Below are 21,384 nucleotides of genomic sequence, written 5' to 3' on the forward strand. Positions count from 1 at the left end.
TAGCTTGCAACGTCGAATCAGATTTCCGGCCCCTTGGGAATCCCCCGAAGTGAGTCATCCTCAGCGCACTTCGGTATCAGGCCGTGAGCGAAGCCGGGAAGGAGCGGTAGGGTCGCTCCACCCCGTCAAAGTAATTCCCGGAACGAATACTTGCGTCTCAGTTGACGGTCTCGCCCTCGGGAACCTGCTCCGGCACCTCTCCGCCGGGCGCCTTGCTCGCGCCCATCTTTTCCAGCGTCTTGGCGTCGACAAGCCGTGTGATAATCGGGTGGAGCTGGAGCGCGCCTTCCTTCACGACCTGCCGGAAGTTCGCGATCACGCTGGCGGTGGCGCGCTGGTCAGGAGCGATCACGTCGATCAGCCAGTTGATCGAGCCGGAATTCCAGTCCTCCGTCTTGAGCCGGATCGGCCAGGCGCCGCCCTTGACCTGGTTGCGGATGCGGGCATCGCATTCTGCTGAAACGCTGGCCCAGATCGCAACACCGGCGATATCGTTGGCCTGCACTTCGTCACCGGCGCGCTGGGCGATGGCGATGCGGTCGCGGATCAGCGGGTCGAGCACGAGATGCTGCAGATCGGCGAGTGTCTGGTGGCGATAGCGCGGGAGCATCATCATGCTCATCACGACCTTACCGAAGCTCTCCCGTACATGGCTGCGCAGCGATGCGATCTTGGCGACGATCTCGGGATCGAGCGAGGCTGCGCTCTTGTCCGCAGGTCCGTTGTTGGCGGTGTCATCGGTCATGTATGAGCTCTCCAAATCGTGCGACGCGCCGAAACGCCAATTCTTTAACAGGCGCGGCTGACATGAAAGTGACAATGGCCGTTATGAGCTTGCAATCGCGGGCCGCCAGTGCATGATCGCCACGCGCATTTGCTGGGGGGCAATTCAATGCGATCATGTGCCCAAACACATAATTCTTCCAATTGCCATCTCGCTACGCCTGTATGCACGAATAGGCAAAAGGCTTCTGGCTTCCAGACGATAGTTGTCTGTTGTTCGCAGGCGTTATCAGCAGTTTCGCATTCAATCATGGGCGATAGGGATGCTCCGAAGCCGCGATCCGCCGCGTGCACATCAATCTTCAATTATTGCCTCTCTGCATGATGCTGGGCTCGAAACAAATTACGGCACATCCTATTACTATAGGGCTTTTTTCAATAGCCACTGTTGCAATTTTTCTCTCGTCCCTATCAATGTACTATTTAAATGATAGATACGCATATGTGTGGGGTTTATCATTTAAAAATACCATATTAGAGATGGTACGCTCGCCTATTTACGGCTTGGATATCGCATTGGCGTTGTCCTCAAAGTCCACCGCCCAGCAAAGTTCGTCGAACGGTCTTGATGCTGAAATCTCGCTTGCTGATGGGAATATCACTGCCGACTCATTGGCGGGTCATAACCTTAGCTATGTAGGGTCGGGGCCACTGTCTCATTGCAAGTGGATGCTCCGAGCGGGGAACTCTTTCGTTCGGTCCTGCAAAACAAAAGACAGCGGGTCGCCTGCTGCACCGCCTGCGTTGGCGGGAATAAAGATATTCTTTGTTACAGGTCAGTATATCTGCGGCATAGAGTATGAACGTATTCTGTCTAGAAATGTTTCAAGGCGTTGCTTTTATATAAATGATTGATGGTGATTTATGGCTGACGAACTGTCTCTTGAAGATATTAAAGCTGCGACTAATTATGGCGCCCTAGATGTTGTGCTTGTTGATGGATGGCTCGACGAGCTTTTCACGTCCCCCTCAGCCCGGGCAAGCTTGATTGAATTGGCAATCGCTGGCGCACTTTCCTTTGATGCGCAAACGGATGAAATATCACCTTATACTCAAGGAACCACAATATATGTAAACCTAAGCACCATAGATGATCTACATGGTATAACCAAATCTGGATCTTATGCACAAATACCAGGAATTATAATTATCGCGCATGAGTTGGCGCATGCAACGGCTTATCTACGGGATCATGATTCCGATCCTAGTAATGATGGTACTTTTTCGGACGCCGATCCGGACCGTGATAAATTTAATGATGCCGACTATCTTAATGGTCTGTCGGGCGATCAGATTTATGGGGGTGCAGTATTATTTGAGCATACGGTAGCTAAGGAACTCGATTATGAGCAATTAAGGGCTGGATATTTTAGTCTTTGGACTTCGAATGACGGCAGGAATGGTTTTTTTGAGACCGGTATAGATTATACTTTTGGAAGAGAAATTGATGTTTTCCGCATTTCAGAGCTGAATATTAGTAATGATGGCGGAGTTGGGGCTGTAATAAATACTCAAGGATATTATTTTGATAGTGGTATTAGTCGCGATTTTTTCTTTGGGTTGGAGGGTAATGACACTGTTCATTCTGGCGATGGCCAGGATATCTTATACGGAGGAGCCGCAGTAGATCACCTCTACGGTGAGAACCACGCCGATATTCTGCTGGGTGGCGACGGTGCGGACGTATTGGATGGTGGTGAAGGCGACGATTGGATCAATCATAATGTTAGCGACCTATCCGATGATGATGGCGATAGCGATACGCTGACCGGCGGAGGTGGACGTGACATTTTCTGGGTCGGTGATGGCGACATCATAAAAGACCCGGAGCGCCAAGATAAGGCGATTTCGTTTCTTGGGACAATACTCACCGGTGGAATTGAAACAGATGTGGACTCCCGTGTCTATCGTGACGAATTGCGCGACATAAATTATGTGAAGGAGACAATCGACGGGAAGGATGTTCTTGTCGTTGAGTTGGAGGATTGGCTTGAGATTCCGAACGCCAAAATTACGATCGAGAACTTTCAGAATGGCGATGCGGGTATATGGCTACACCAAAGAGTCGATCCGCTTGATCCCGAAACCTACCAATCCCCTCTCGTCCTCGACCTGAACGGTGACGGCATCGCGATCTCCGCAATCGGCGAACAACGCGCCTACTTCGACTTCCAGAACGACGGGTTCTCCGAGCTAACAGCCTGGATCAATCCCGAAGATGGGTTTCTTGCGCTGGACCGGGACGGAAACGGCGTCATCGACAACGGAACCGAACTCTTCGGTTCCAACCCCTATGACTTTGCGGAATACCGAGGCGGCGGCATGTCCCGGCTTTCCGCCCTTGATACCAATTATGACGGTCTGATCTCTGTTGCGGACGATCAGTTTGTCGACCTGCAAATCTGGCAGGACCTTAACCGCGACGGTGTCAGCGATGCAGGAGAGCTATTTTCGCTGGACGATCTGGGCATCGTCTCGATCGATCTCGACTACTTCAAAGTCGATGAAGTGCAGACCGACGGATACATTTCGGAACGCTCGACCTTCGAATGGGCCGACGGCACCCTAGGCGAGATCGCCGATGTATGGTTCCGCACAGATCCCCGCGCGGCGCTCCAGCGCAATGCGTCCGAAATCAGCGCGACCATTGAGGCGATGCCGTATATCGGCGGCTCGGGCACCGTCGCCGATTTGCACAGCGCGATGCAGGACGATCCCGTTCTGGAAGAGATGGTTCAGCGCCTGATCGATCTCCAACCTGCCGATTTCTGGCATTTCGGGCAGATGGTCGATGAGATTGTCCTACGGTGGACTGGCGCGGATGGCGAACGGCCTGAAGCTGGCTTCGCTTATATCGATGGGCGCCACTTGCAGGCGGTCGAGAACTGGACAGGGGACGAGTTCGTCCAGCAGAATGTCGATGGGTTCAAAAGCACGCTAAGAACGCCCGCACCCCAGGCTGCTGCGGCGTTGGAAAACCAGTATCGCGATCTGGTCTCACGCACGGCGACGCGTCTGCTCGCTCAAATTCCGGCGGCAAGTTCGTTGCTGCCGACGCTGGGCTATCACCTCGATGCGTTTCTGACGGTCCCGGACGATTTCGTGGTCGCCGACTTTGTCAGTGCAGCGAACGCACTCTCACCGACTGATGCCGCAGAGCAATGGGCGTTCTGGAAGGGCGTCGTAACACTGGCTGAGAACCTGGCTGACGATGCCGGAGTGGATCGCGATACACTAATCAGCGAAATCGATGCGGCACTGAGCGCAATCAATCCATTGATGTATTATGATGCGCTCAAGCGGACCGTAATCGGGCAAGACGGTGGCGACACGCTGATCGGCAGCTCGAACGAACTGGATTTCGAGAGTGGCGATTTCGATCCTACTTACTGGACTCTGCCTGATATCGGCGGGGTCGACTGGTTTCTGGGTGGTTCCGGCGACGACATCATCAAGACCGGATATGGAAAGGATACGATCCTTTTCGGGATCGGATCGGGCCATGACAAGGTCATCGACAATTACAATTACAACGGCGCAGGTCTCACCGACCTCAGCGAAATCGTCCAGCTTATGGGCGGGCTCACACTCGCGGATATCGAGACATCGCTGGTCGTCGTGGATGGGCAAGACGTAGCCCGCGTTCAAATCAGCGGCACACAAGACATCCTCGACTTCTATCTGACCGGTATTCACACGGGTCTTGAGACAATCCGGCTGGTGGCGCCGGACGGGACGGCGGCGGAGTTCGATGTCACCACCGGCACCGTCGACACGATCTCGATCGCCGGCACGCTGGCCGATCTCGAATTCGAGACGCGCGCGCCATACGGCACCTATTCCATGAGAGTGAACACTCTTGATGGAACCGAAGTCGCGGTCATTCCTGATTATTACATTTCGCGAAGCGACCATATCGCTTTCATCCTGGGTTCAACGCCTGTCTACTTGAGCGAGATCGATCAGATCCTGGTCAGCAAGCAACAGACCGAAAATGACGACCGTATACAGGGAACGGTACGTAGCGACACGATACTCGGCCTCGGCGGCAACGATGTCATTTACGCCGACGATGGCGATGACACGATCGATGGCGGAGCGGGCGCAGACATTCTCAAGGGCGGTCGTGGTCTCGACACTTATATCTTCGGGATCGGCAGCGGTGTCGATACGATTATCGACCCCTTCGGCTTGAACGCAGTTGAGTTTGGTGCGGGTATTGCGCTGACCGATCTGCAATTTTCGTACGGCGGCACCGGGGACGATCTGGTCATCCGAATTGCCGGGACGCAGGATCAACTTGTAATCAAAGGCGAGTTTCCCGGTGGAAACTACGGAATCGAAACATTTACGTTCGACGATAGCAGTTCGCTCAGTCGTGCCGACGTACTAGCGCTCATGCCCGATCGCGGTCTCGACCTGTTCTCGCCGCTCGTCACCGGAACGGACGGTCAGGAAATCATCGGAGCGGTCGGAGATCTGACAATCGCGGCAGGTGGTGGTGGCCGGGACACCTACGTCTTCAATCGTGGCGATGGTCTCATGTGGATCGGCGATGCCGACATCGATGATTGGGACCCGACCAAGCCGGACATTTTGGAATTCGGCGAGGGGATCACGCAGGACGATCTGACATTCCGTATGCTGTCCACCGACACATCGGGCTTCTGGCTTGCTTCGGGCAATGCTGTCGAAATTGGGATCAAGGGTACGGATGACAAAGTCCTAATTCACCAGTTCTCGCCATACTGGTACCATAACTCGACTAGCGTCACGGCAAGATCGGTGGCTCTCGATACGATCAGGTTTGCTGACGGTCTGGAAATGGACCTCGACACCATTTTCGGCGCCCTGCAGCAAGGCACCGATGGTCGGGATCTGATCTGGGGGTGGCTTGAAGGATCTGTGCTCGACGGCGGGTATGGCGACGACACCTATGTTGTTGTCAACTGGTCTCGGCAGCTCGACGATGTGTCCGTTCGTTTTGGTGCTGATTCCGGTCATGATTACATTTCGGGAATGGGAACGAGCACGAGCGAAGACCATAAGGTCTTGCTCGATCCGGGCATTACGCTTTCCGATATTTCATTCGAACTGGGGCGCCAGTCGCGCGGGCAAATGGAAGTTACGCTCACGCTGAACAATGCCGATGCGAGCCTGCGCCTTGGTAACATTGCCGAGAATTTCTCGCTCGTTTTCGACGACGGGCTGATACTGAACGCCTTCGATATCGCCCAGATCGATGCTGCCGATTGGGTTGCGGGCGAACAAGAGCTTTTCGTTATTCCGAGCGAGGACAGGCTCCCCGATCGAACGGCAGACACCGTTCAGGACTTCGTCATCGACATGACGGGCTTTGCTGGAGACAAGCTTCTCGATCTCAGGGCCGGTCAGGCTACCTATTCGGGATATAATTATCCGCAGAACGTAATCCTCGACCTCCCGGCCGGAGTCAACGCTACGGACCTTGCGTTCCGATATGACTTCTACAGCCATGAACTTGAGGGTGATTTTGATACCTTCTACCGCAGCGCGACCATTGTCATCGACTTGCCTGACGGTAGCAGCCTTCGCCTTCTGAATGGGATAGGGGGTGATCCGACCCAGAACTACAATCTGGAATTTCGCGATGCGACCGGTGGCGTGCTATCGCTCGACGATATCGCCATTGCCTTGACGAACGCCGGAGCGAATTACGGAACCACTGCCGACGAGACGTTCACGAACCGTCCGCAGGACGATGTTTTCGTTTTGCAAACCAGCCCTGTCAGCAATGATGTCGTTGAGTTCGGCTTCGGCTCGGGACGTGATTATGTTGTCGGTCCCGCCAGTCTGAAACTCGCCACTGGTGTTTCGGTCTCGGACGTTCACATAGAGATCCGGAATACCGATTTCAGCCTTGACCCGACGGCCGGCAACTACATTGGACGACTGGATACCAACTTCGCCCTGGGTGCTTCGATAAGTCTCGTCGGCACGGATGACTCCATCACCTTTGATAGAGTGCAAGACCTTCAGCAGATCGAATTTGCCGATGGCACGGTCTGGACCTGGGATAACGTCAATCTGGCAAGCGCCATGCTGCAGGGCACGACCGGCGACGATCAGCTTCTCTGGTACAATCCGGTGCCATGGTGGAACCAAACCGACGCCCAGGCGCCTATCGATCCTGGCGCTGGCGATGACATAATTCTCGACGCATCTATCGAGTTCCACCGAGGTAGCGGCCATGACCGCTTCTTCGGACAGGGAAGCATCTATTTTACGGATGTCCAGGACACGAGCGAGCTCGAATTTCGCAACATTCCAACCTACAATGCAGACGATCGATGGTATGACGATGCGACGCCGGAAACCCAAGGCAGGTATAACAAATGGGCATATCAAACCGTCATCACCTATAAGGATACTGGTGATACGGTAACTATCGATGGCACTGCTAAATTGTTTCTGCAGGATGGGACCCGGTTTTTTGCTTGGGAAGATCCTTTCACCAACCGAGATGACTATATTGACGATATTGGCGGCCTTGAAGGGTGGTTCGATCTCGCAGGTGGCGGCTACGACATAATCAAGGGCAACTACGGGGCGACATATTATTATTTCGGCTACGGTGATGGCCAGCACACACTCATGGAAAATGATGTTTGGGAGATCGGCAATCAGAATAAACTCGATTTCAAGCCGGGCATCACTCTCGACAACATTACGCTCAGCGTGGACCGCGAGGGCAACATCACGCTTGGGTTGGCAGGATCGGATGACTACGTCGTAATTCCGAGTCTCAGCCATCGCGCATTCCGGCCTGCAATCGAATGGCTAGGGTTCGAAGAGGACGGTACCACTCATGCCTTAGCCGATCTTGTCGCACCGTTGATGGTCGCCACCGATGGCGACGATGTGATTTTTGAAATTGCTGACTACGAGACGCGATGGGTCGATCGGGTCTCGGGGCTGTTCGACGGCGGGGCTGGCGATGATTTTCTGGCCGGAGGAGCAGGGTCTGACTTCTACGTATTCGGTCGCGGCTATGGCCAGGACACCATCTATGAAAAGAGCGCTATGCCGCTCTGGTTTGAGATAACTGCAGTAGAGGATTATCCTTGGTCTTTTCCTGAATCGGAAATCGATGTTCTGACATTCGAGCCGGACATCGCTCTTACGGACCTCAAGTTCGTGCGGGGCGGAACGACAGGCGACGACTTGATCATCGAGATCGTCGACACTGGTGACCGGGTAACGATAATCGATCAATTCGCCCCGCTCGATCTGACTGGCGAGAGCCTTTATGATTATTACAACTATCGTGAATGGGACATCGATGATCTGACGGGTGACGGGCGCATCGACGCGTTCGATCTCGAATACTATGTCCTCCGTTACATTGCTTCCAGCCCCGAGGGCATCGAAGCGATACGCTTCGCAGACAATGTCGAACTGACGCTCGACCAGATTGTCTCCCGGATCGAAGGGACCGACAACTCAGGCGACAACATCTACTACGCTGATAAATATGGCGGAACGCTCGATGGTGGCGCGGGTAACGATGAGTTGCATGGCAGCTCGGAAGATGACGACTTCATCTTCGCGCGTGGCTATGGCGAGGATAGCATCACCGATACCGGTGGATACGACATCGTCCGATTCGGCGAAGGCGTCCGGCAGGAATGGACGCACTTTTCCCGCACAGGCGATGATAATCTCGATCTTCTGATCGAAATCGACGGCCCTGAACGCCTCACGCTCACCATTGATGGCCAGTTCTCACAGGCTCCTGGGGTCGTTGAAGAGTTCTCCTACCTCAGCGGCGAATACCTGACCTGGATCGATGTCCAGAACATCATCCTCACGCAGGAGCGGACCTCTCGCGACGACGATATTGTCGGGTTCCTCACCGATGATGTGATCCGGGGCGGCGATGGCCATGATATCCTGACCGGCATTGGAGGTAACGACACCCTCTACGGCGAACGCGGCCGAGATACGGCGGTGTTCCGCGGTGCGGAAAGCGAATACTCGATCGAGTATCTTGGCGATCACATTGTCGTGACCGATCTTATCGCCAATCGCGACGGTACTGATACGCTTTACGGCATCGAAGAGCTCTACTTCCAAGGCTCGGATGAAACGGTCGTTGCCGTTACCGATCCGGGTGCGCCGACACCGACCGACCTTCAGTTCAACGGCACCGAGGACCTGCGGCTGACCATTGCGGTGGCAGATATTTATGCTTCTGTAGCAGGGCTGGATGGTGGACCCTTCGAACTGGTAAGCGTCGGCGGTGCGACCGATGGCCGCGTCTGGATCAATCTGGACGGTGATGTCGTCTTCGAGCCTAGCGCAGACTTTTTCGGCGACGCATCGTTCGTAACGGTCTTCGAGAACGCCGAAGGTACACAAGGTAGCGGCGTCGTCAGCGTTTCGGTTGCCAGTACGCCTGATGCGCCCAGACTGACTTCTGCGATCGGTCAGGTGGTGGCGGATGAAGATACGCCGCTGGATTGGCAGATCCCTGATGGGACGTTTGTCGATCCCGATGGTGATGCTCTGACTTATTCGGCAACGCTGTCTTCTGGAGCGTCACTTCCGACGTGGCTCAGCTTGGTGGACGGACATCTGGTCGGCACGCCGCCGCAGGATTTCAATGGCAGCTACGATATTCGCCTGACTGCGTCCGATGGAAACGAGAGCGTGTCGGACGATTTCCTGCTCGTAGTGCGCAACGTCAATGACGCGCCTGTTGCAGGCGCTACGCTTGGAACCGTCAACGTCCTTGATGGAGAGGTGTTCGAACTTCAACTGCCTGGCGACCTGTTCACCGACGTCGATGGCGATCCGCTCTTCTTCGGCCTGCAATACCAGGATGGGACCGCTGCACCCGGTTGGCTTTACGTGACCGACGGCATCCTCGGCGGGAGTGTCCCTGATGGACTGAGCGGATCGCTCAGCCTGACCCTCCTTGCGAGCGACGGCGAGTACATAGCTTCGCAAGACTTCTCGCTGAACGTGTCGGTGTCCAATCAGGCCCCGACGATCGGGACCGTCATCGCAGATGTGACCATTGACGAAGACAACCCCGTCGATATTGCCATCCCGGTCGATGCCTTCATCGATCCCGATGGCGATCCATTGACGCTTACAGCAACGTTTGATGATGGGAGTGTGCTTCCAGGCTGGCTGACGTTCGATGGTTACGACCTCAGTGGTACGCCGCCGACTGACGAGAACGGCTCGTGGTCTATTCTCGTCTCGGCGAGCGATGGCGAGCTTTCGGCGTCCCAGCAATTCGATCTCGTCATCAATCCTGTAAACGATGCACCGACCGCAACTGATGACGGTGTTTTTGTCTCGATGGGCGGCAACGCTCTCGTCATTCTGACATCGGACTTGCTGGTCAACGACATCGACGTTGATGGCGACGCATTGTCTCTCGTGAGTGTCGGCAATGCCGTCGATGGGACTGTAGCCATCGATCAGAGCGGCAACGTCGTCTACACGGCCTATGTCGGTTTCGAAGGAACCGATCAGTTCAGCTACACAATCACTGATGGTTCGATAACCGCAACCGCGAATGTAACAGTTGTGATCGAAGACCCTTATGCCGGTTGGTATCAAGGCACCGAAGGGCCCGACACGATCTTCGGCAACAATGCGACCACAAACTACATCTTCGGTCGTGCCGGCGACGATCACATCAAAGGTGGTGGTCTGGTAGATTATCTCGCCGGTGGTGATGGCGACGACCAGATCCAGGGCCTACAGGATGACGATCATATCTGGGGCAACGGCGGCGATGACCATATCGTCGGCGGTCCTGGCATCGACACCGCTTATTATAGCGGGTTCATCGAGGAATATACGTTCTCGACCAGCGGCGGCGAATTGTTCGTCGAGGCTATCCATGATGGCTCTAACGAGGCCCTCGATGACGGCCAGGATGGCCTGACCAGCATCGAACGGCTTACGTTCCGGGGTAACGAGACTATCGGCGTTTCCTCGCCGATCATTCTCGACCTTGCTGGCGACGGCATCGAAACCCTGTCCGCTTCGGAAAGCGATGCGAAGTTCGATCTCGACAGCGACGGCCTTGCCGACGACACCAGTTGGGTCGGTTCCGGCGATGGTTTTCTCTACCTGGACCGGAATGACGATGGTACGCTCACCAATGTAGGCGAGATCAGCTTTATCGATGACGTTCCCGATGCCACGTCCGACCTCGGTGGTCTGCGAGCATATGACACAAATGGCGATGGCCTTTTGTCAGTGCTTGATGAGCGTTTTACCGATTTTGCAGTCTGGCAGGATATCGATGGTGACGGCGCTGTCGATGTCGATGAGACCTTCAGCCTGGTGGATCTGAGCATCGCATCGTTCGATCTTACCGGAACTGCGGTCAGCAGCACGACGCAGCTGGGCGAAGTGGCAGTCCTCAATACGGGACGCTACCAGTTGGGTGATGGAACCGAACGCGGCTTCATCGATGCTGCACTGACCTATTTCTCGGCGGCGACCAACCTTCCCGAATTCGAACCTGAAAAGGTCACGATCGGGCGGGGCCGTTATCGCTGGGCGATGGCGGGCAGGTTCACAGATGAGACTGGACCGAATACGATCGCGGAATATTTTGGCAAGTCCTACGGGATGCTGTCGCCGATCGTTCTCGATCTCGATGGCAACGGTATCGGGCTCCAACATCGTAGCAGAACTTCGGCGCGCTTCGACATGGACGGAAATGGCGTACGCGACGACACCGGGTGGCTTTCTGCAGGTGACGCCTTCCTCGTCATCGACCGCAACAATGACGGCCTGATCACCCATGCATCCGAACTCAGCCTGGCATCGGAACTGCCCGATGCGCAAAGTGCGCTGGCGGGCCTTGCTGCTCTAGACAGCAATGAGGACGGCAAAATCGATGCGAGCGATGCGCGTTTCAACGAACTGCGCCTCTGGGTCGATGCCAACAGTGACGGCATTACCGATGCGGGAGAATTGCGCACCCTCGAAGAAATCGGGATCGCTTCGCTCGATCTGACTTCGCAGGTAACATCCGATCGCGACAAACTCGACGGGAATGCCGTGCTCGCGTCAGCCAGCTTTACCTGGGAGAACGGAGACATCGGCGATATGGCCGATGTGTCGCTCGGCTATCGTCCGTCGAAAGGTGCTGCGCTACGCCGTTCTGGGCGGTTTGCAGCCATATTCGAACGATTGTCGTCTAACTCGGAACAGGTTGATCTGGATAACGAATTGGGTGGTCCGGCCACCGCGCTTGATCGCTTGCTTGAAGCGATGGAAGCGGATTTTGAGATGTCGGTCGATACAAGCGACATGGCGGGTTCGGACTTGAACATGCAATCAAGGGCGTTGCTCCCGGCGCGGCGGCAACCCTTAGTTGCCGCCATCGAAGCGAACGACAATCCGATGTCGGCTCGCCTTGCCCTCATCCGCCAGGAAATCGCGGCGTTCAATGGCTCCGGGGTGGCCGAAATGCAGGAAATACGCCGATTGCATGTCGCCGGAACCGATTGGTTCGCGTAACGATGTGGAGCGCCGAAGTGTGAGTTTCGGCGCTCCATAACCCTGTTTGGTCAATGCTTTGCGAGAGTGTAGCCTGCATATAGAAGGTCAGTAGCAGCGCAGCGGCAAGGCGTTATTCCATCCGTTGATGTCAGCCGCGCCGATATCGACTGGATGGGGGACCCGGCCTTTCTGGATGCGCCGCTAGACGGTCGTTCGGAGCTTGCCCCCCAGTTTCAGGCAGCCGCCGCGGAAGAAGGTCTATTCGATCTCTCCGCTCCAGAACCGGTAATCGTCGATCCGATCAGGATCGAGTTGCCCGAGCCCAATGTCCCGACGCTGGCAGAGCAGGCCGAAATCGACTGCCTTGCATCAGCCATCCACTTCGAAGCCCGCGGCGAACCCACTGACGGCCAGATCGCTGTCGTCGAGGTCGTCCTTGCCAGGAAGGCAAATCCCCGCTGGCCGGCAACCGCCTGCGGCGTCATCGCACAGCGCGCGCAGTTCTCGTTCGTGAAGCGCGGCAAGGTCCCCAAGGTCCCGCACGAATGCCACGAGCGCCATAGCGCATTGGCCCGAGAAGTGGTCGAAGGTCGCAAGACCGCCGGGATGCAATCAGCCGTCTATTTCCACGCTGATTATGTCGCGCCGTCGTGGCGCAAGCGCGTCAAGAAGATGGGCCAGATCGGCAATCACATCTTCTATTCGGCGACCTGAACTCGAAGGAGTTGGAGGGCGGGCCAGCGCTGCGTAGCAGCCAGGCTGAATTCGCGGCGACTATCGTCGAGGACAGCGATACCTGTCGGGACTAAACCCGCACAACACTGACTCGCCCATAAAAGTGCAGGCTAACACCTGCAGAAAATCATATCGGACGAAACCTGAGCCATGACAAGGGCTTAACGCGCAAAAGCATCGCGCAGGCCAATAAATCTCGCACCAGCCGTGTTGTTGCCGATCACGAACCTCAGCTTCCCGACCAGCCGATCCGCAGGCACGAACCCAACGCCGCCGTCAGCGATGGCATAACGGCTGTCCAGGCTGTCATCGCGGTTGTCGCCAAGGACGAACACATGATCGTCGGGAACGACGATCTCGGCGAACTCGTCAGACACGGCCGGCGCGATATCGAGCGTTGCGAACCGCTTTCCGTTCGGCATGAACTCGACATCACGATGAAACCTGCAGGCAGGCTCTCCGGCATCATTCAGCGCATTCTGTTCGACGATGCCCGGCAGAGACAGGCAATTGACCCCCTTCATTGGCGCGAGGAAGTCTTCCATTTTCGATGAGATGATCCACTGATCATTGAGAAACAGCTGCCCGTCATGCATCGCCAGCCGGTCGCCGGGCAGGCCAATGACCCTCTTCACGATATTCATTCCCGGCTTTTTCGGATTCTGGAAGACGACGATGTCCCCTCGATCCGGAAGGGCAGCACCGACCATCGGCGTGGCCGGGGCAGACGGTACAAACGACCGCGGCGAAACACCGAAATCAAAGCGGGAGGCGACGAAGAAGTCTCCAACCTGCAGCGCAGGCATCATCGAACCGGAAGGCACGTAGTACGGCGCAAAGAGCACCGATCTTGCCAGAAAGGTGAGCACGCACGCCATGCCCACCATTTTCGCGATGCGAAGCAGCCCTTCCTTCAGATGCCTCTGGCTGTCTGCTCGCATCATTCCTCCTGTCATGGCCAGAGCGGCCCTTCTTCTCTCAGATTTTAGGATGAACATCTGAAAGGCGGAAAAAGGTTCTCGCGAACGAAGGCGAGAGACCGACGAACGAAGGAAAAAGAGATGAGCGACTTTCCCACCGGCTGGGCGCTGCAGAAGCCTGTCCAGACGATCGAGCCGGACGAGTTCGCCCGCATGTGGCGTGCAAACCAGCTCATTGCCACGCACAAGCGCGACGGCCATCGCGGCCATGTCATCACCGCTGGCGCCGAAACGCGCATCTTCAGCCGTAACGGCACCGTCGAGATCACCGACAAGCTGCCGCACCTCGTTGCTTATTACGCCAAGGCGCCCGAGGGCTACCTCATCGATACCGAGCTTCACACCGAAGGCGAGGGAACAACCTCGCTCCAGGACGCGATGAACTACGATCCCTCGCGGGTTCGCTCCTCGCCGTTCGACATGCTCGACATGACCGGCCGTCTTGCCACTGAAGGCTACGAAGTGCGCCGCGGCAAGCTCTCGCAGCTCGAGGAAATCATCGGGCGCGACACCTCGGTCTGGGGCGGCGGCGTTGACTACCAGATCGCCAAGGGTGCCAGCTACGAGGACGTTCTGGCCCAGATCGAGCGTGACCAGATCGAAGGCGTGGTCGTCTGGCATCGCCTTGGAGCACACAAGCTCAACACCAATGGATCGACGAAGCGCGGCCAGAGCTGGAAGATCAAGATCCGCCTTACCGAAGACGTCATCGTCACCAAGGTCAATCCGGCGAAGGACCCGGCAAACATCCTCGCGAGCATCGAGGTTTCCCGTCGCCAGTCCGATGGCACTCTCGCCAAGGCTGGAAAGATCGGCTCGTTCGAAGTCGGTTTCGACAAGGCTGCCGCCCTCGCGCGCGGTGCAGGCTTCGTGGTCGAGATCAGCCACTTCGGCGAAGACGAGCGCGGCAACCTCGTGTTCCCCAAGGTAACCCGCCTGCGCGACGATCTCGCGGCCGACTTCGGGATCACCGCATGAGGCCCCGCCGCGAGGAATTACCGCTCGAGGCGGAAGGCAATGGCGAACGCCTGCGCCAGATCGAGTTCGACCAGGCCGATGCCCCGATGCTTCTCCATGCCCTCATCATCGGAGCCAACACGGCCCTGATGTGCGGGGGCAGGCAGGCAACTCAGCGCATGGCCTATTACGCCCGTCTCATCCGAGACCTGTGCCCGCCCGGCCACGAACACCTTCGCCGAGAAGAGGACCTTTGCGAAATCGCACTCGCAATGCGCGAGGCTCCGCATTGGTCCTTCACTTTTGCGCCGGAGCGTTGGCGCAGCAATGGCGAAGCAATCATTCGGGTCGGCAAGAAGGCTTGGACCTCGGCCTACATGATTACCCAGCCTCAGGCTGACGAGCTTCGCGGCTGCATCGAGGCGATCGCGCCGCTGACCTGCACTTACATCGACACCCCCGAATAACGGAGACCCACATGCAGATTCACGTCATCAAGGGCATGCGCCGCCACGTCGCTTTCGACGACCTGGCATTCTTCGACAAGGATGCCGCAGCCAAGAAGGCCGCTGCCAAGGTAGACAGCATCGTGATGGAGGCCAACGGCGAGATCCATGCTTACATGCAGACGCCCGCCGGGCAGAAGCATCCGCTCGAACCGATCGAAGGAGTCGATGAAGGCAACTGGTTCGAGAAGATCCAGGACGCGAACCGCGCCTTTCTCATCTGCCAGCTCGGACGGCCTGCTGCCGATGCCGCGGCCCTCGTTGCTGCCAGCCATGACGAGGTCGCCGAGAACACGGGCTACAACGTCGATATCGTCTCGATCGACCTCGAAGACGAGGACAAGCTGCCCCAACGCGATCTTGCCGCAGCGGTCGATTCCGGCCTCTGCAAGCTAGAGCAGCTTCTCTACATCCATCACAACCCTGAGGATGCTGAAGAGCCCGAATACGAAGTCGAGACCGCCAAAAAGTTCGAAGATGCCTTTGCCGATGCACGCAGGCTCGCAGAGCAGGCCACCGGCAAGATTGCCTACGAACCCGCAACGGACGAAGGCCCTGCCGGTATCATCGTCGATGCAATCAGCAATCTTAGCTGCATCGATGCGGCCGAAAGCTTCGACAAGGCGGAGAGCGGCTACTTCACGCTGAAGGACGGTCGCGAGTTCACGTTCTCGGTTGAAGAGCGGGCGAAGGCCGACTGATATGCAGAACCTCGACCTTTTCCGGGAATTAAGCCCTGCGAATGACGACGAGGCAGCGCTCGCATACGACCCGGAGCTGTCGCAGTACATGACGCCGGCATGGGCGGCTGAACTCATCGTTCAGCACGCCCTGCCGCGTTTCGCAGACGACGCGGTCATCATCGAACCGTCGGCAGGTATCGGACGATTCCTAGACGCCTTGCCGGCCCGGTATCGCAATATCGGCATCGAACTGGACCCGCGCCTCGCTGCAGTCGCCAGGGCCAAGGGCCACGAGATCATTGTCGGCGACTACCGAACCGTCGAACTGCCTGTCGATCATGCCGATGCCATCATCGGCAACCCGCCATTCGAAACCCGGCTCTTTGACGGATTCCTAGAGCGGTCCCACCCTCTGCTCGACGATGGCGGACAGGTCATCATGCTGCTGCCTGCATACATCTTTCAGGCTTCGTCCCATGTGGTGCGATGGAACCGCCGGTGGAGCCTCGAACAGGAGATGATGCCACGCAACATCTTCGGCAAAATCAGCCATCCCCTGATGCTCGCCCGGTTCACCCGCGACCCAGAGCCGCGCCTGAAAGGCCTGATCCTCTATCACGAGACCGATGCGATCCGTGACATGCCCAAGGTCTATCAGCGTGCAGTCGAAGAAGGCCGCTCCGGCTGGGCTGCCGTTGTTCAGCAAGCGCTCGAGAACCTGGGCGGAACATCTCGGCTTCCCGAGATTTACGCAGAGATCGGGCCACGACGACCGACGGCCAACAAGTTCTGGAAAGAGAAAATCCGACAGACACTCCAGCTGACCTGCAACCGTGAAGAAGACGGTCGTTGGTCCTTGCGGCGCGAGGCAGCATGACAAGCGACATTCAGCGTCCTTTGCCCGCGCCAGACCAAAGACCTTGGTGGCAAGAACCCCTCCAGGATCTGACCGACGAAATACGCGCGAAGGAACCGGACTGGGGCTGGACCCATGGCGGATGCTGGGCCTTCGCTGCCGCCTTGGCCAAAGCCTATGGGGGAGAGCGACGCGTCGTGCTCGTTTGGGATAAACGAGCTGACGATTGGTGGGGCCACCATGCAGTCGTGGAAATGGACGATGGTCGAACCTACGACTACGAGGGCGTGTTCGAGATGCCTGCCGGCGGCGGTTTCGACGGCCATGCCATAGCCAAGCTAGTCCCTCCTGACGGCGAAGACGGATACCATTGGCTCGATGACGAGATATGGCTGTCCGATGATCAGCTCAGCCGTCTCGACGCCATCTTCAAATGACGAAAGCAACCATGGTCGCAGAAATCGCAGCAAAAGACGCAGATCTGGAGAAGGTCGCGGAAGCTCTTCTCGAGATAGGCCTTGAGGTTGTCTGGGACGAAAGTGCTTCGGGCTTTCTGGAGGGTATCGAGATCAGGAACGGCGTACTCCATGTAAGCCGGTCCGCTGTCGCTTCGGACCTTCTTCACGAAGCCGGGCATCTTGCCATCATGCCTCCCATCATCAGAAGGCAGGTGACAGGCGATGTGGAAGACGCGGCGCACGCCGTCGACGCGATCTACGAGGCGCATCGCGGCAACGACGCGTTCCTGGAATCTCCGCTCATGCGGGCGCTGCTCCAGATGTCTGACACCGAAGCAACGGCGTGGGCTTACGCCTTCGGCCTGCGCTGCGGCCTCGCGCCGGACCAGATCATCAGGGGCAGTACCTATGACGGCGCAGGCGACGAGATAAGACTGATGCTCGGGATGAACTGCTACCTCGGCATTCACGGCCTGAAGGCGGCCGGTTTCATCGAGAACACGAAGCAGTTCCCTGAGCTCAGAAAGTGGCTGCAGGACGCGACCTGAAGTCGTGACACCATCTATGGTAAGGAAAAGATCATGGGCCAGAGCCAGGTCATCAATCTGGGCACACATCCCAAGGCAAGTCGCGGCATCAAGAAACAGTTCCGCTCGCTAGAGGCAAAGCCAACCGGACTGTTCAGGACTGCCAGCCAGGCTGGCGCCTACGTCGAGATGCATGCTGCCAAGCTGCCGGGGCAGGAAGTTGACGGTATCGATAGCTGGATCGTCACCCGCGATCTCGTCGCGATGACATACCAGCACTATGATGACCGCCTGCAGCTCGACAACCTCATGATCGCGCTTTCGCGCGCGCTGAGGCTCACGGCCGAAGTCGCAGGCAAGGTAGCTGCTGGCGAATTCCGCGGCACGACGATGACCGTCGAGGTCGAGATCACCGATCAATTGGCGCGGCTGGCATTTGTCAGTGACAGCCAAGTAGACATCTACCTCTTCGCCCGGTTCGAAGACACCTACGTCCCGATCGACCAATCGAGCTCGAAGGCCTAGCCGGACGCAAAAGACCGCTGCATGCCTGTCGGCAGCAGCGGTCCTGAGGCAAACCGAAAGGCTCTTACCGACCGAGGCTCTGGCCGAGCGCTGCGGCCAACCCTGCCTGCTGGAACTGTGTCGGCTGCGGCTGGGATTTTGGAGCAGACATCTGCCGCTTTACCTCGGCTTCAAGGCGCGCGGCAAAGTCCGGCGAATTGGTAGGCCGACCTTCGAGAACGGCTTGTCCTGGAACCGGCACGTAGCGGATCTGCGCTGCCTCGCCCTTGAGGCCAAGCTCGCGTCCATGCTTTTCCGACCAGCCTTCGGCCTTGCTCCACGCAGCGACCTCGGCATCAGTTGCCCTCGCAAGGTTTACCCGGTCAACGCCCTGGACCTTCACAACGACGCTGCGACCGGACTTGTCCTTGTCGGCATAGAAGCGAACAAGGTCACCTTCCTTGAGGCGCTCCCAGCGTTCGAGACCGCCCCATTTGCTCAGCCGGGTCGTCGAAGTCCGCTGTCCTTCAAGGATCGCGTCGAACGTCGACTTCTGCTGCATGCCCGGACGGGCATCGGCGCCATAAGCGAAATACATGGTCGCCTCGAGCTTCACTCGCGTCGTCTCGTCGACCGCATGACCTCGCTCCTGGCGAGGTTGAGCCTTCTCCGGAGCAGGGCCGGCCTGCCTTAAGGTTTCTATCGCCCAGTCGCCAAGGATGTCGGGGCTGGGCATATCGGACTTCATTCCGGACAGCGGCACGCGGCCCCTGGCAACGCGCGCAGCATTGAACTGCCAGGCATCGTCGCGCTTGCGCCAGCGACCGGCTGCGGAAATCTGGTCGCCTTCTTTCAGCGCCATGAAATCCTGCATCACGTCGAATTCCTTCCCGTTCTCGAGACGGTCAGACGTGATATTTACAGGGATCGGACGCTTGCCGTCTGCTTCGCGGATCATGAGGCGGGCATTGACCACCATGCGGCCTGCAACGTTGTCGAAGCTCGCTTCGGGAGGCGCAGCCAGTTTGCCGTAGAGCGGCTTCTGCGCATCCTTGTCACGAGCCTGGGCAGCTTCACGAGCCACATCCTCGGGACGCTCAATCAGCCGGCCCTTGTCCATCACCATCGCACCGGACGGCTTGGCATAGAGCGAGACGCTCAGGCCTTCGAGGTGCTGGTGGACCAACGGCTCCACCTTCTTCCAGTCGAGGCCTCCGTTCCCGCAGCCGGGCGGGGGAAGAGCAACCGATTTCAGGCCAGCTTCCCGCATCTTCTCACCGAGCTCAGCCAGGCCCTTGTCGACCCAACTGAACTCGGATGGATCCCTGAAATGGTCCTTCGTGCCGAGCGCCGCCCACTTACGCCCATCCGGCAAATCGAAAAGCAGGGCCCGACCAGGACGCATTTCGCCGGACCTGATCGCAGCCTCATAGTCGGCCATGATCGAGGGAAAGCGCTCCTTGAAAGCGAGCGCAACGCCCTTGCCCATCACACCGTTTCCGTAGCGGGAAAGTTGACAATTGACAGTATTTACGAGGACTTGCGCGCGATCGTCGACGATGTTTCCAGAGACGTAACTGAGCGTTTCAAGGCCGGAGACCTGACCAGGCTGCTTAAAGGCCATGCTTATTATCCCCCTGTTATAGGATCAGCCTTTAGTGTGCCATCCTACAAACATGGCGGCAAACGCTTTCGCGCAAATGACCCGAAACTGATCGCAGCAGACTTTGCGAACCTCTCGCATAAAAGCCGGAAAAGCTTGAATTGCACCTGTAAATAGGCAATGAGGGTTCAATGCTTTGCTCCTTACAAAGCTGCTTTTGCGCACAGAGGTAGGGTAAAACCGTCCGAACCTTGGACACTCCGAGGTCCGCCGATTTTTTGATGCAGAGGATTGACCCCTTTCTGGTACGGCAGCTTTGCTTGGACCAGACAAATTGGGATGGTTTGTAGGATGAGCGCCGTACTGGGGGCTTTGGAAATGCGTGGGTTTTATCGTGTCGAGCCTCGGCACGAGGACATTGCAGTCGCGATAATGAACCGCGAGGATCGTTCCGAGCCTCTCGCGACCGCTGCGCGTGCTGCACTCTCGGCTTCCGGCACCGACGACACGGATCTCCAGAAGCGCGCGATCGCGCTCGCGGCTGCCGAACTGGAGGGCGGCCGCTGGGAAGTTCCACTCGAAAGCACGCGCGAGATCGCAATGCATGTGCTCAGTAATATTCGCCATCAGCAGCTCCTCGGCGAAAAGCTCGAAATCATCGAGCGCGAGAAGCTGCGTGGCGCGACCGTCGACGACAAGATGCCTCACCTGGGGGCCTTCGATGCTGCCATCGTTCGCCAGATGCTCCGGCATCCGGAGCGCGAGGTCGCGTTGCGTGCCGAAGCGCACGGTGATTACGCGTCTCTTGATGCCAGCGAGCAGGAGAAGCTGCTCGGCGACTTCGAATGCGGCGTCTATCTCGACAGCACCGAGATTCACCGCATCGATCTTGAAACCCTTTCCGTCAACAATGCCGGAAAGGGGCAGGGGATGCCCCCGGGCAATCCGTTCGACCAGGGTTTCGGCCGCTAAACGCCACCCTTAATTTTAACGCATCAAGGTCGTCCCATCCGGGGCGGCCTTTTTCTTTGCGCCTGCCAGACGGGCAGAACTGTCTTGAGAAGGAAAACTGGCTATTCGGATTTCCGTGTGGACATCTGATCCGCACGAACCATCCTGGTACGGTCGCTGCAGCTATGCTGCTAGCGGATCCGCCGTTCCGGGAACACGCACGCCGCAATCGGCCACGTTGGGTTCCCCGGGACGCCTAGCCGCCCCGTGCGCGGCGAGGCCGCGCTTCAAGATATTGATTGCCGCATTGTGGTCCCGCTG

Annotated in this window: 13 protein-coding genes; 10 read left to right on the forward strand and 3 right to left on the reverse strand. The window is 57.4% G+C overall.

Features of this window, described 5'->3' with window-relative positions; all coding sequences use genetic code 11:
- Window positions 1–157 precede the first annotated feature (157 nt).
- Window positions 158–745 (reverse strand): toxin-activating lysine-acyltransferase, encoded by a 588-nt coding sequence (locus tag KIH45_RS18170; protein ID WP_213177392.1) that lies wholly within the window; start codon window positions 743–745, stop codon window positions 158–160.
- A 902-nt stretch (window positions 746–1,647) separates the two neighbouring features.
- Between KIH45_RS18170 and KIH45_RS19410 the strand changes: the two genes are divergently transcribed.
- Together KIH45_RS19410 and KIH45_RS18180 are read left to right on the forward strand one after the other, a co-directional pair.
- Complete coding sequence (locus tag KIH45_RS19410) at window positions 1,648–12,321, forward strand: tandem-95 repeat protein (RefSeq protein ID WP_213177393.1); 10,674 nt, start codon at window positions 1,648–1,650, stop codon at window positions 12,319–12,321.
- A 153-nt stretch (window positions 12,322–12,474) separates the two neighbouring features.
- Window positions 12,475–13,017: a cell wall hydrolase gene (locus KIH45_RS18180; protein WP_213177394.1), complete on the forward strand. Its 543-nt coding sequence runs from the start codon at window positions 12,475–12,477 to the stop codon at window positions 13,015–13,017.
- Between the two features lie 182 nt (window positions 13,018–13,199).
- Here the strand turns inward: KIH45_RS18180 and lepB are convergent, their stop codons facing one another.
- Entirely contained in the window at window positions 13,200–13,979 is a 780-nt protein-coding gene (lepB, locus tag KIH45_RS18185) for a signal peptidase I (RefSeq protein WP_213177395.1), read from the reverse strand.
- Between the two features lie 120 nt (window positions 13,980–14,099).
- Here lepB and KIH45_RS18190 point away from each other — a divergent pair, with 120 nt between their 5' ends.
- The 7 genes from KIH45_RS18190 to KIH45_RS18220 are packed head-to-tail and all read left to right on the forward strand — an operon-like array spanning window position 14,100 to window position 18,530.
- Window positions 14,100–14,996 carry an ATP-dependent DNA ligase gene (locus tag KIH45_RS18190; RefSeq protein WP_213177396.1) on the forward strand — a complete coding sequence of 299 codons (897 nt, stop codon included), beginning with the start codon at window positions 14,100–14,102 and terminating at the stop codon, window positions 14,994–14,996.
- A complete protein-coding gene (locus KIH45_RS18195) occupies window positions 14,993–15,442 on the forward strand; it encodes a hypothetical protein (RefSeq protein ID WP_213177397.1) in 450 nt (149 codons plus the stop codon). Before KIH45_RS18190 ends, KIH45_RS18195 begins: the two co-directional genes overlap by 4 nt.
- Before the next feature lie 11 nt (window positions 15,443–15,453).
- Window positions 15,454–16,182 carry a hypothetical protein gene (locus tag KIH45_RS18200; RefSeq protein WP_213177398.1) on the forward strand — a complete coding sequence of 243 codons (729 nt, stop codon included), beginning with the start codon at window positions 15,454–15,456 and terminating at the stop codon, window positions 16,180–16,182.
- Between the two features lies 1 nt (window position 16,183).
- Window positions 16,184–17,041, forward strand: coding sequence for a class I SAM-dependent methyltransferase (locus tag KIH45_RS18205; protein ID WP_213177399.1), 858 nt, complete (start codon window positions 16,184–16,186; stop codon window positions 17,039–17,041).
- Window positions 17,038–17,457: a hypothetical protein gene (locus KIH45_RS18210; protein ID WP_213177400.1), complete on the forward strand. Its 420-nt coding sequence runs from the start codon at window positions 17,038–17,040 to the stop codon at window positions 17,455–17,457. The genes KIH45_RS18205 and KIH45_RS18210 overlap by 4 nt, the downstream gene beginning before the upstream one ends.
- Window positions 17,454–18,026 (forward strand): hypothetical protein, encoded by a 573-nt coding sequence (locus KIH45_RS18215; protein ID WP_213177401.1) that lies wholly within the window; start codon window positions 17,454–17,456, stop codon window positions 18,024–18,026. Before KIH45_RS18210 ends, KIH45_RS18215 begins: the two co-directional genes overlap by 4 nt.
- Window positions 18,027–18,059: 33 nt before the next feature.
- Complete coding sequence (locus KIH45_RS18220; protein ID WP_213177402.1) at window positions 18,060–18,530, forward strand: hypothetical protein; 471 nt, start codon at window positions 18,060–18,062, stop codon at window positions 18,528–18,530.
- 64 nt (window positions 18,531–18,594) lie between these two features.
- On the opposite strand, the gene KIH45_RS18225 is transcribed toward KIH45_RS18220, so the two are convergent.
- Window positions 18,595–20,133: a macro domain-containing protein gene (locus KIH45_RS18225; protein WP_213177403.1), complete on the reverse strand. Its 1,539-nt coding sequence runs from the start codon at window positions 20,131–20,133 to the stop codon at window positions 18,595–18,597.
- 330 nt (window positions 20,134–20,463) lie between these two features.
- Here KIH45_RS18225 and KIH45_RS18230 point away from each other — a divergent pair, with 330 nt between their 5' ends.
- On the forward strand, window positions 20,464–21,084 hold the full coding sequence (locus KIH45_RS18230) for a hypothetical protein (protein WP_213177404.1): 621 nt from the start codon (window positions 20,464–20,466) through the stop codon (window positions 21,082–21,084).
- The last annotated feature ends 300 nt before the right edge of the window (window positions 21,085–21,384 follow it).

It is taken from the genome of Croceicoccus gelatinilyticus (genome assembly GCF_018398395.1).
Taxonomy (GTDB): Bacteria; Pseudomonadota; Alphaproteobacteria; order Sphingomonadales; family Sphingomonadaceae; genus Croceicoccus; species Croceicoccus gelatinilyticus.

Excerpts from the sequence above, each read along its gene's own strand:
- KIH45_RS18190 (WP_213177396.1), top strand. The coding sequence starts at position 14,100 with ATGAGCGACTTTCCCACCGGCTGGGCGCTGCAGAAGCCTGTCCAGACG.
- KIH45_RS18225 (WP_213177403.1), bottom strand. The coding sequence starts at position 20,133 with ATGGCCTTTAAGCAGCCTGGTCAGGTCTCCGGCCTTGAAACGCTCAGT.
- KIH45_RS18215 (WP_213177401.1), top strand. The coding sequence starts at position 17,454 with ATGACGAAAGCAACCATGGTCGCAGAAATCGCAGCAAAAGACGCAGAT.
- KIH45_RS18170 (WP_213177392.1), bottom strand. The coding sequence starts at position 745 with ATGACCGATGACACCGCCAACAACGGACCTGCGGACAAGAGCGCAGCC.
- KIH45_RS18195 (WP_213177397.1), top strand. The coding sequence starts at position 14,993 with ATGAGGCCCCGCCGCGAGGAATTACCGCTCGAGGCGGAAGGCAATGGC.
- KIH45_RS18180 (WP_213177394.1), top strand. The coding sequence starts at position 12,475 with ATGGGGGACCCGGCCTTTCTGGATGCGCCGCTAGACGGTCGTTCGGAG.
- KIH45_RS18230 (WP_213177404.1), top strand. The coding sequence starts at position 20,464 with ATGAGCGCCGTACTGGGGGCTTTGGAAATGCGTGGGTTTTATCGTGTC.
- KIH45_RS18200 (WP_213177398.1), top strand. The coding sequence starts at position 15,454 with ATGCAGATTCACGTCATCAAGGGCATGCGCCGCCACGTCGCTTTCGAC.
- lepB (WP_213177395.1), bottom strand. The coding sequence starts at position 13,979 with ATGCGAGCAGACAGCCAGAGGCATCTGAAGGAAGGGCTGCTTCGCATC.
- KIH45_RS18205 (WP_213177399.1), top strand. The coding sequence starts at position 16,184 with ATGCAGAACCTCGACCTTTTCCGGGAATTAAGCCCTGCGAATGACGAC.
- KIH45_RS18210 (WP_213177400.1), top strand. The coding sequence starts at position 17,038 with ATGACAAGCGACATTCAGCGTCCTTTGCCCGCGCCAGACCAAAGACCT.
- KIH45_RS19410 (WP_213177393.1), top strand. The coding sequence starts at position 1,648 with ATGGCTGACGAACTGTCTCTTGAAGATATTAAAGCTGCGACTAATTAT.
- KIH45_RS18220 (WP_213177402.1), top strand. The coding sequence starts at position 18,060 with ATGGGCCAGAGCCAGGTCATCAATCTGGGCACACATCCCAAGGCAAGT.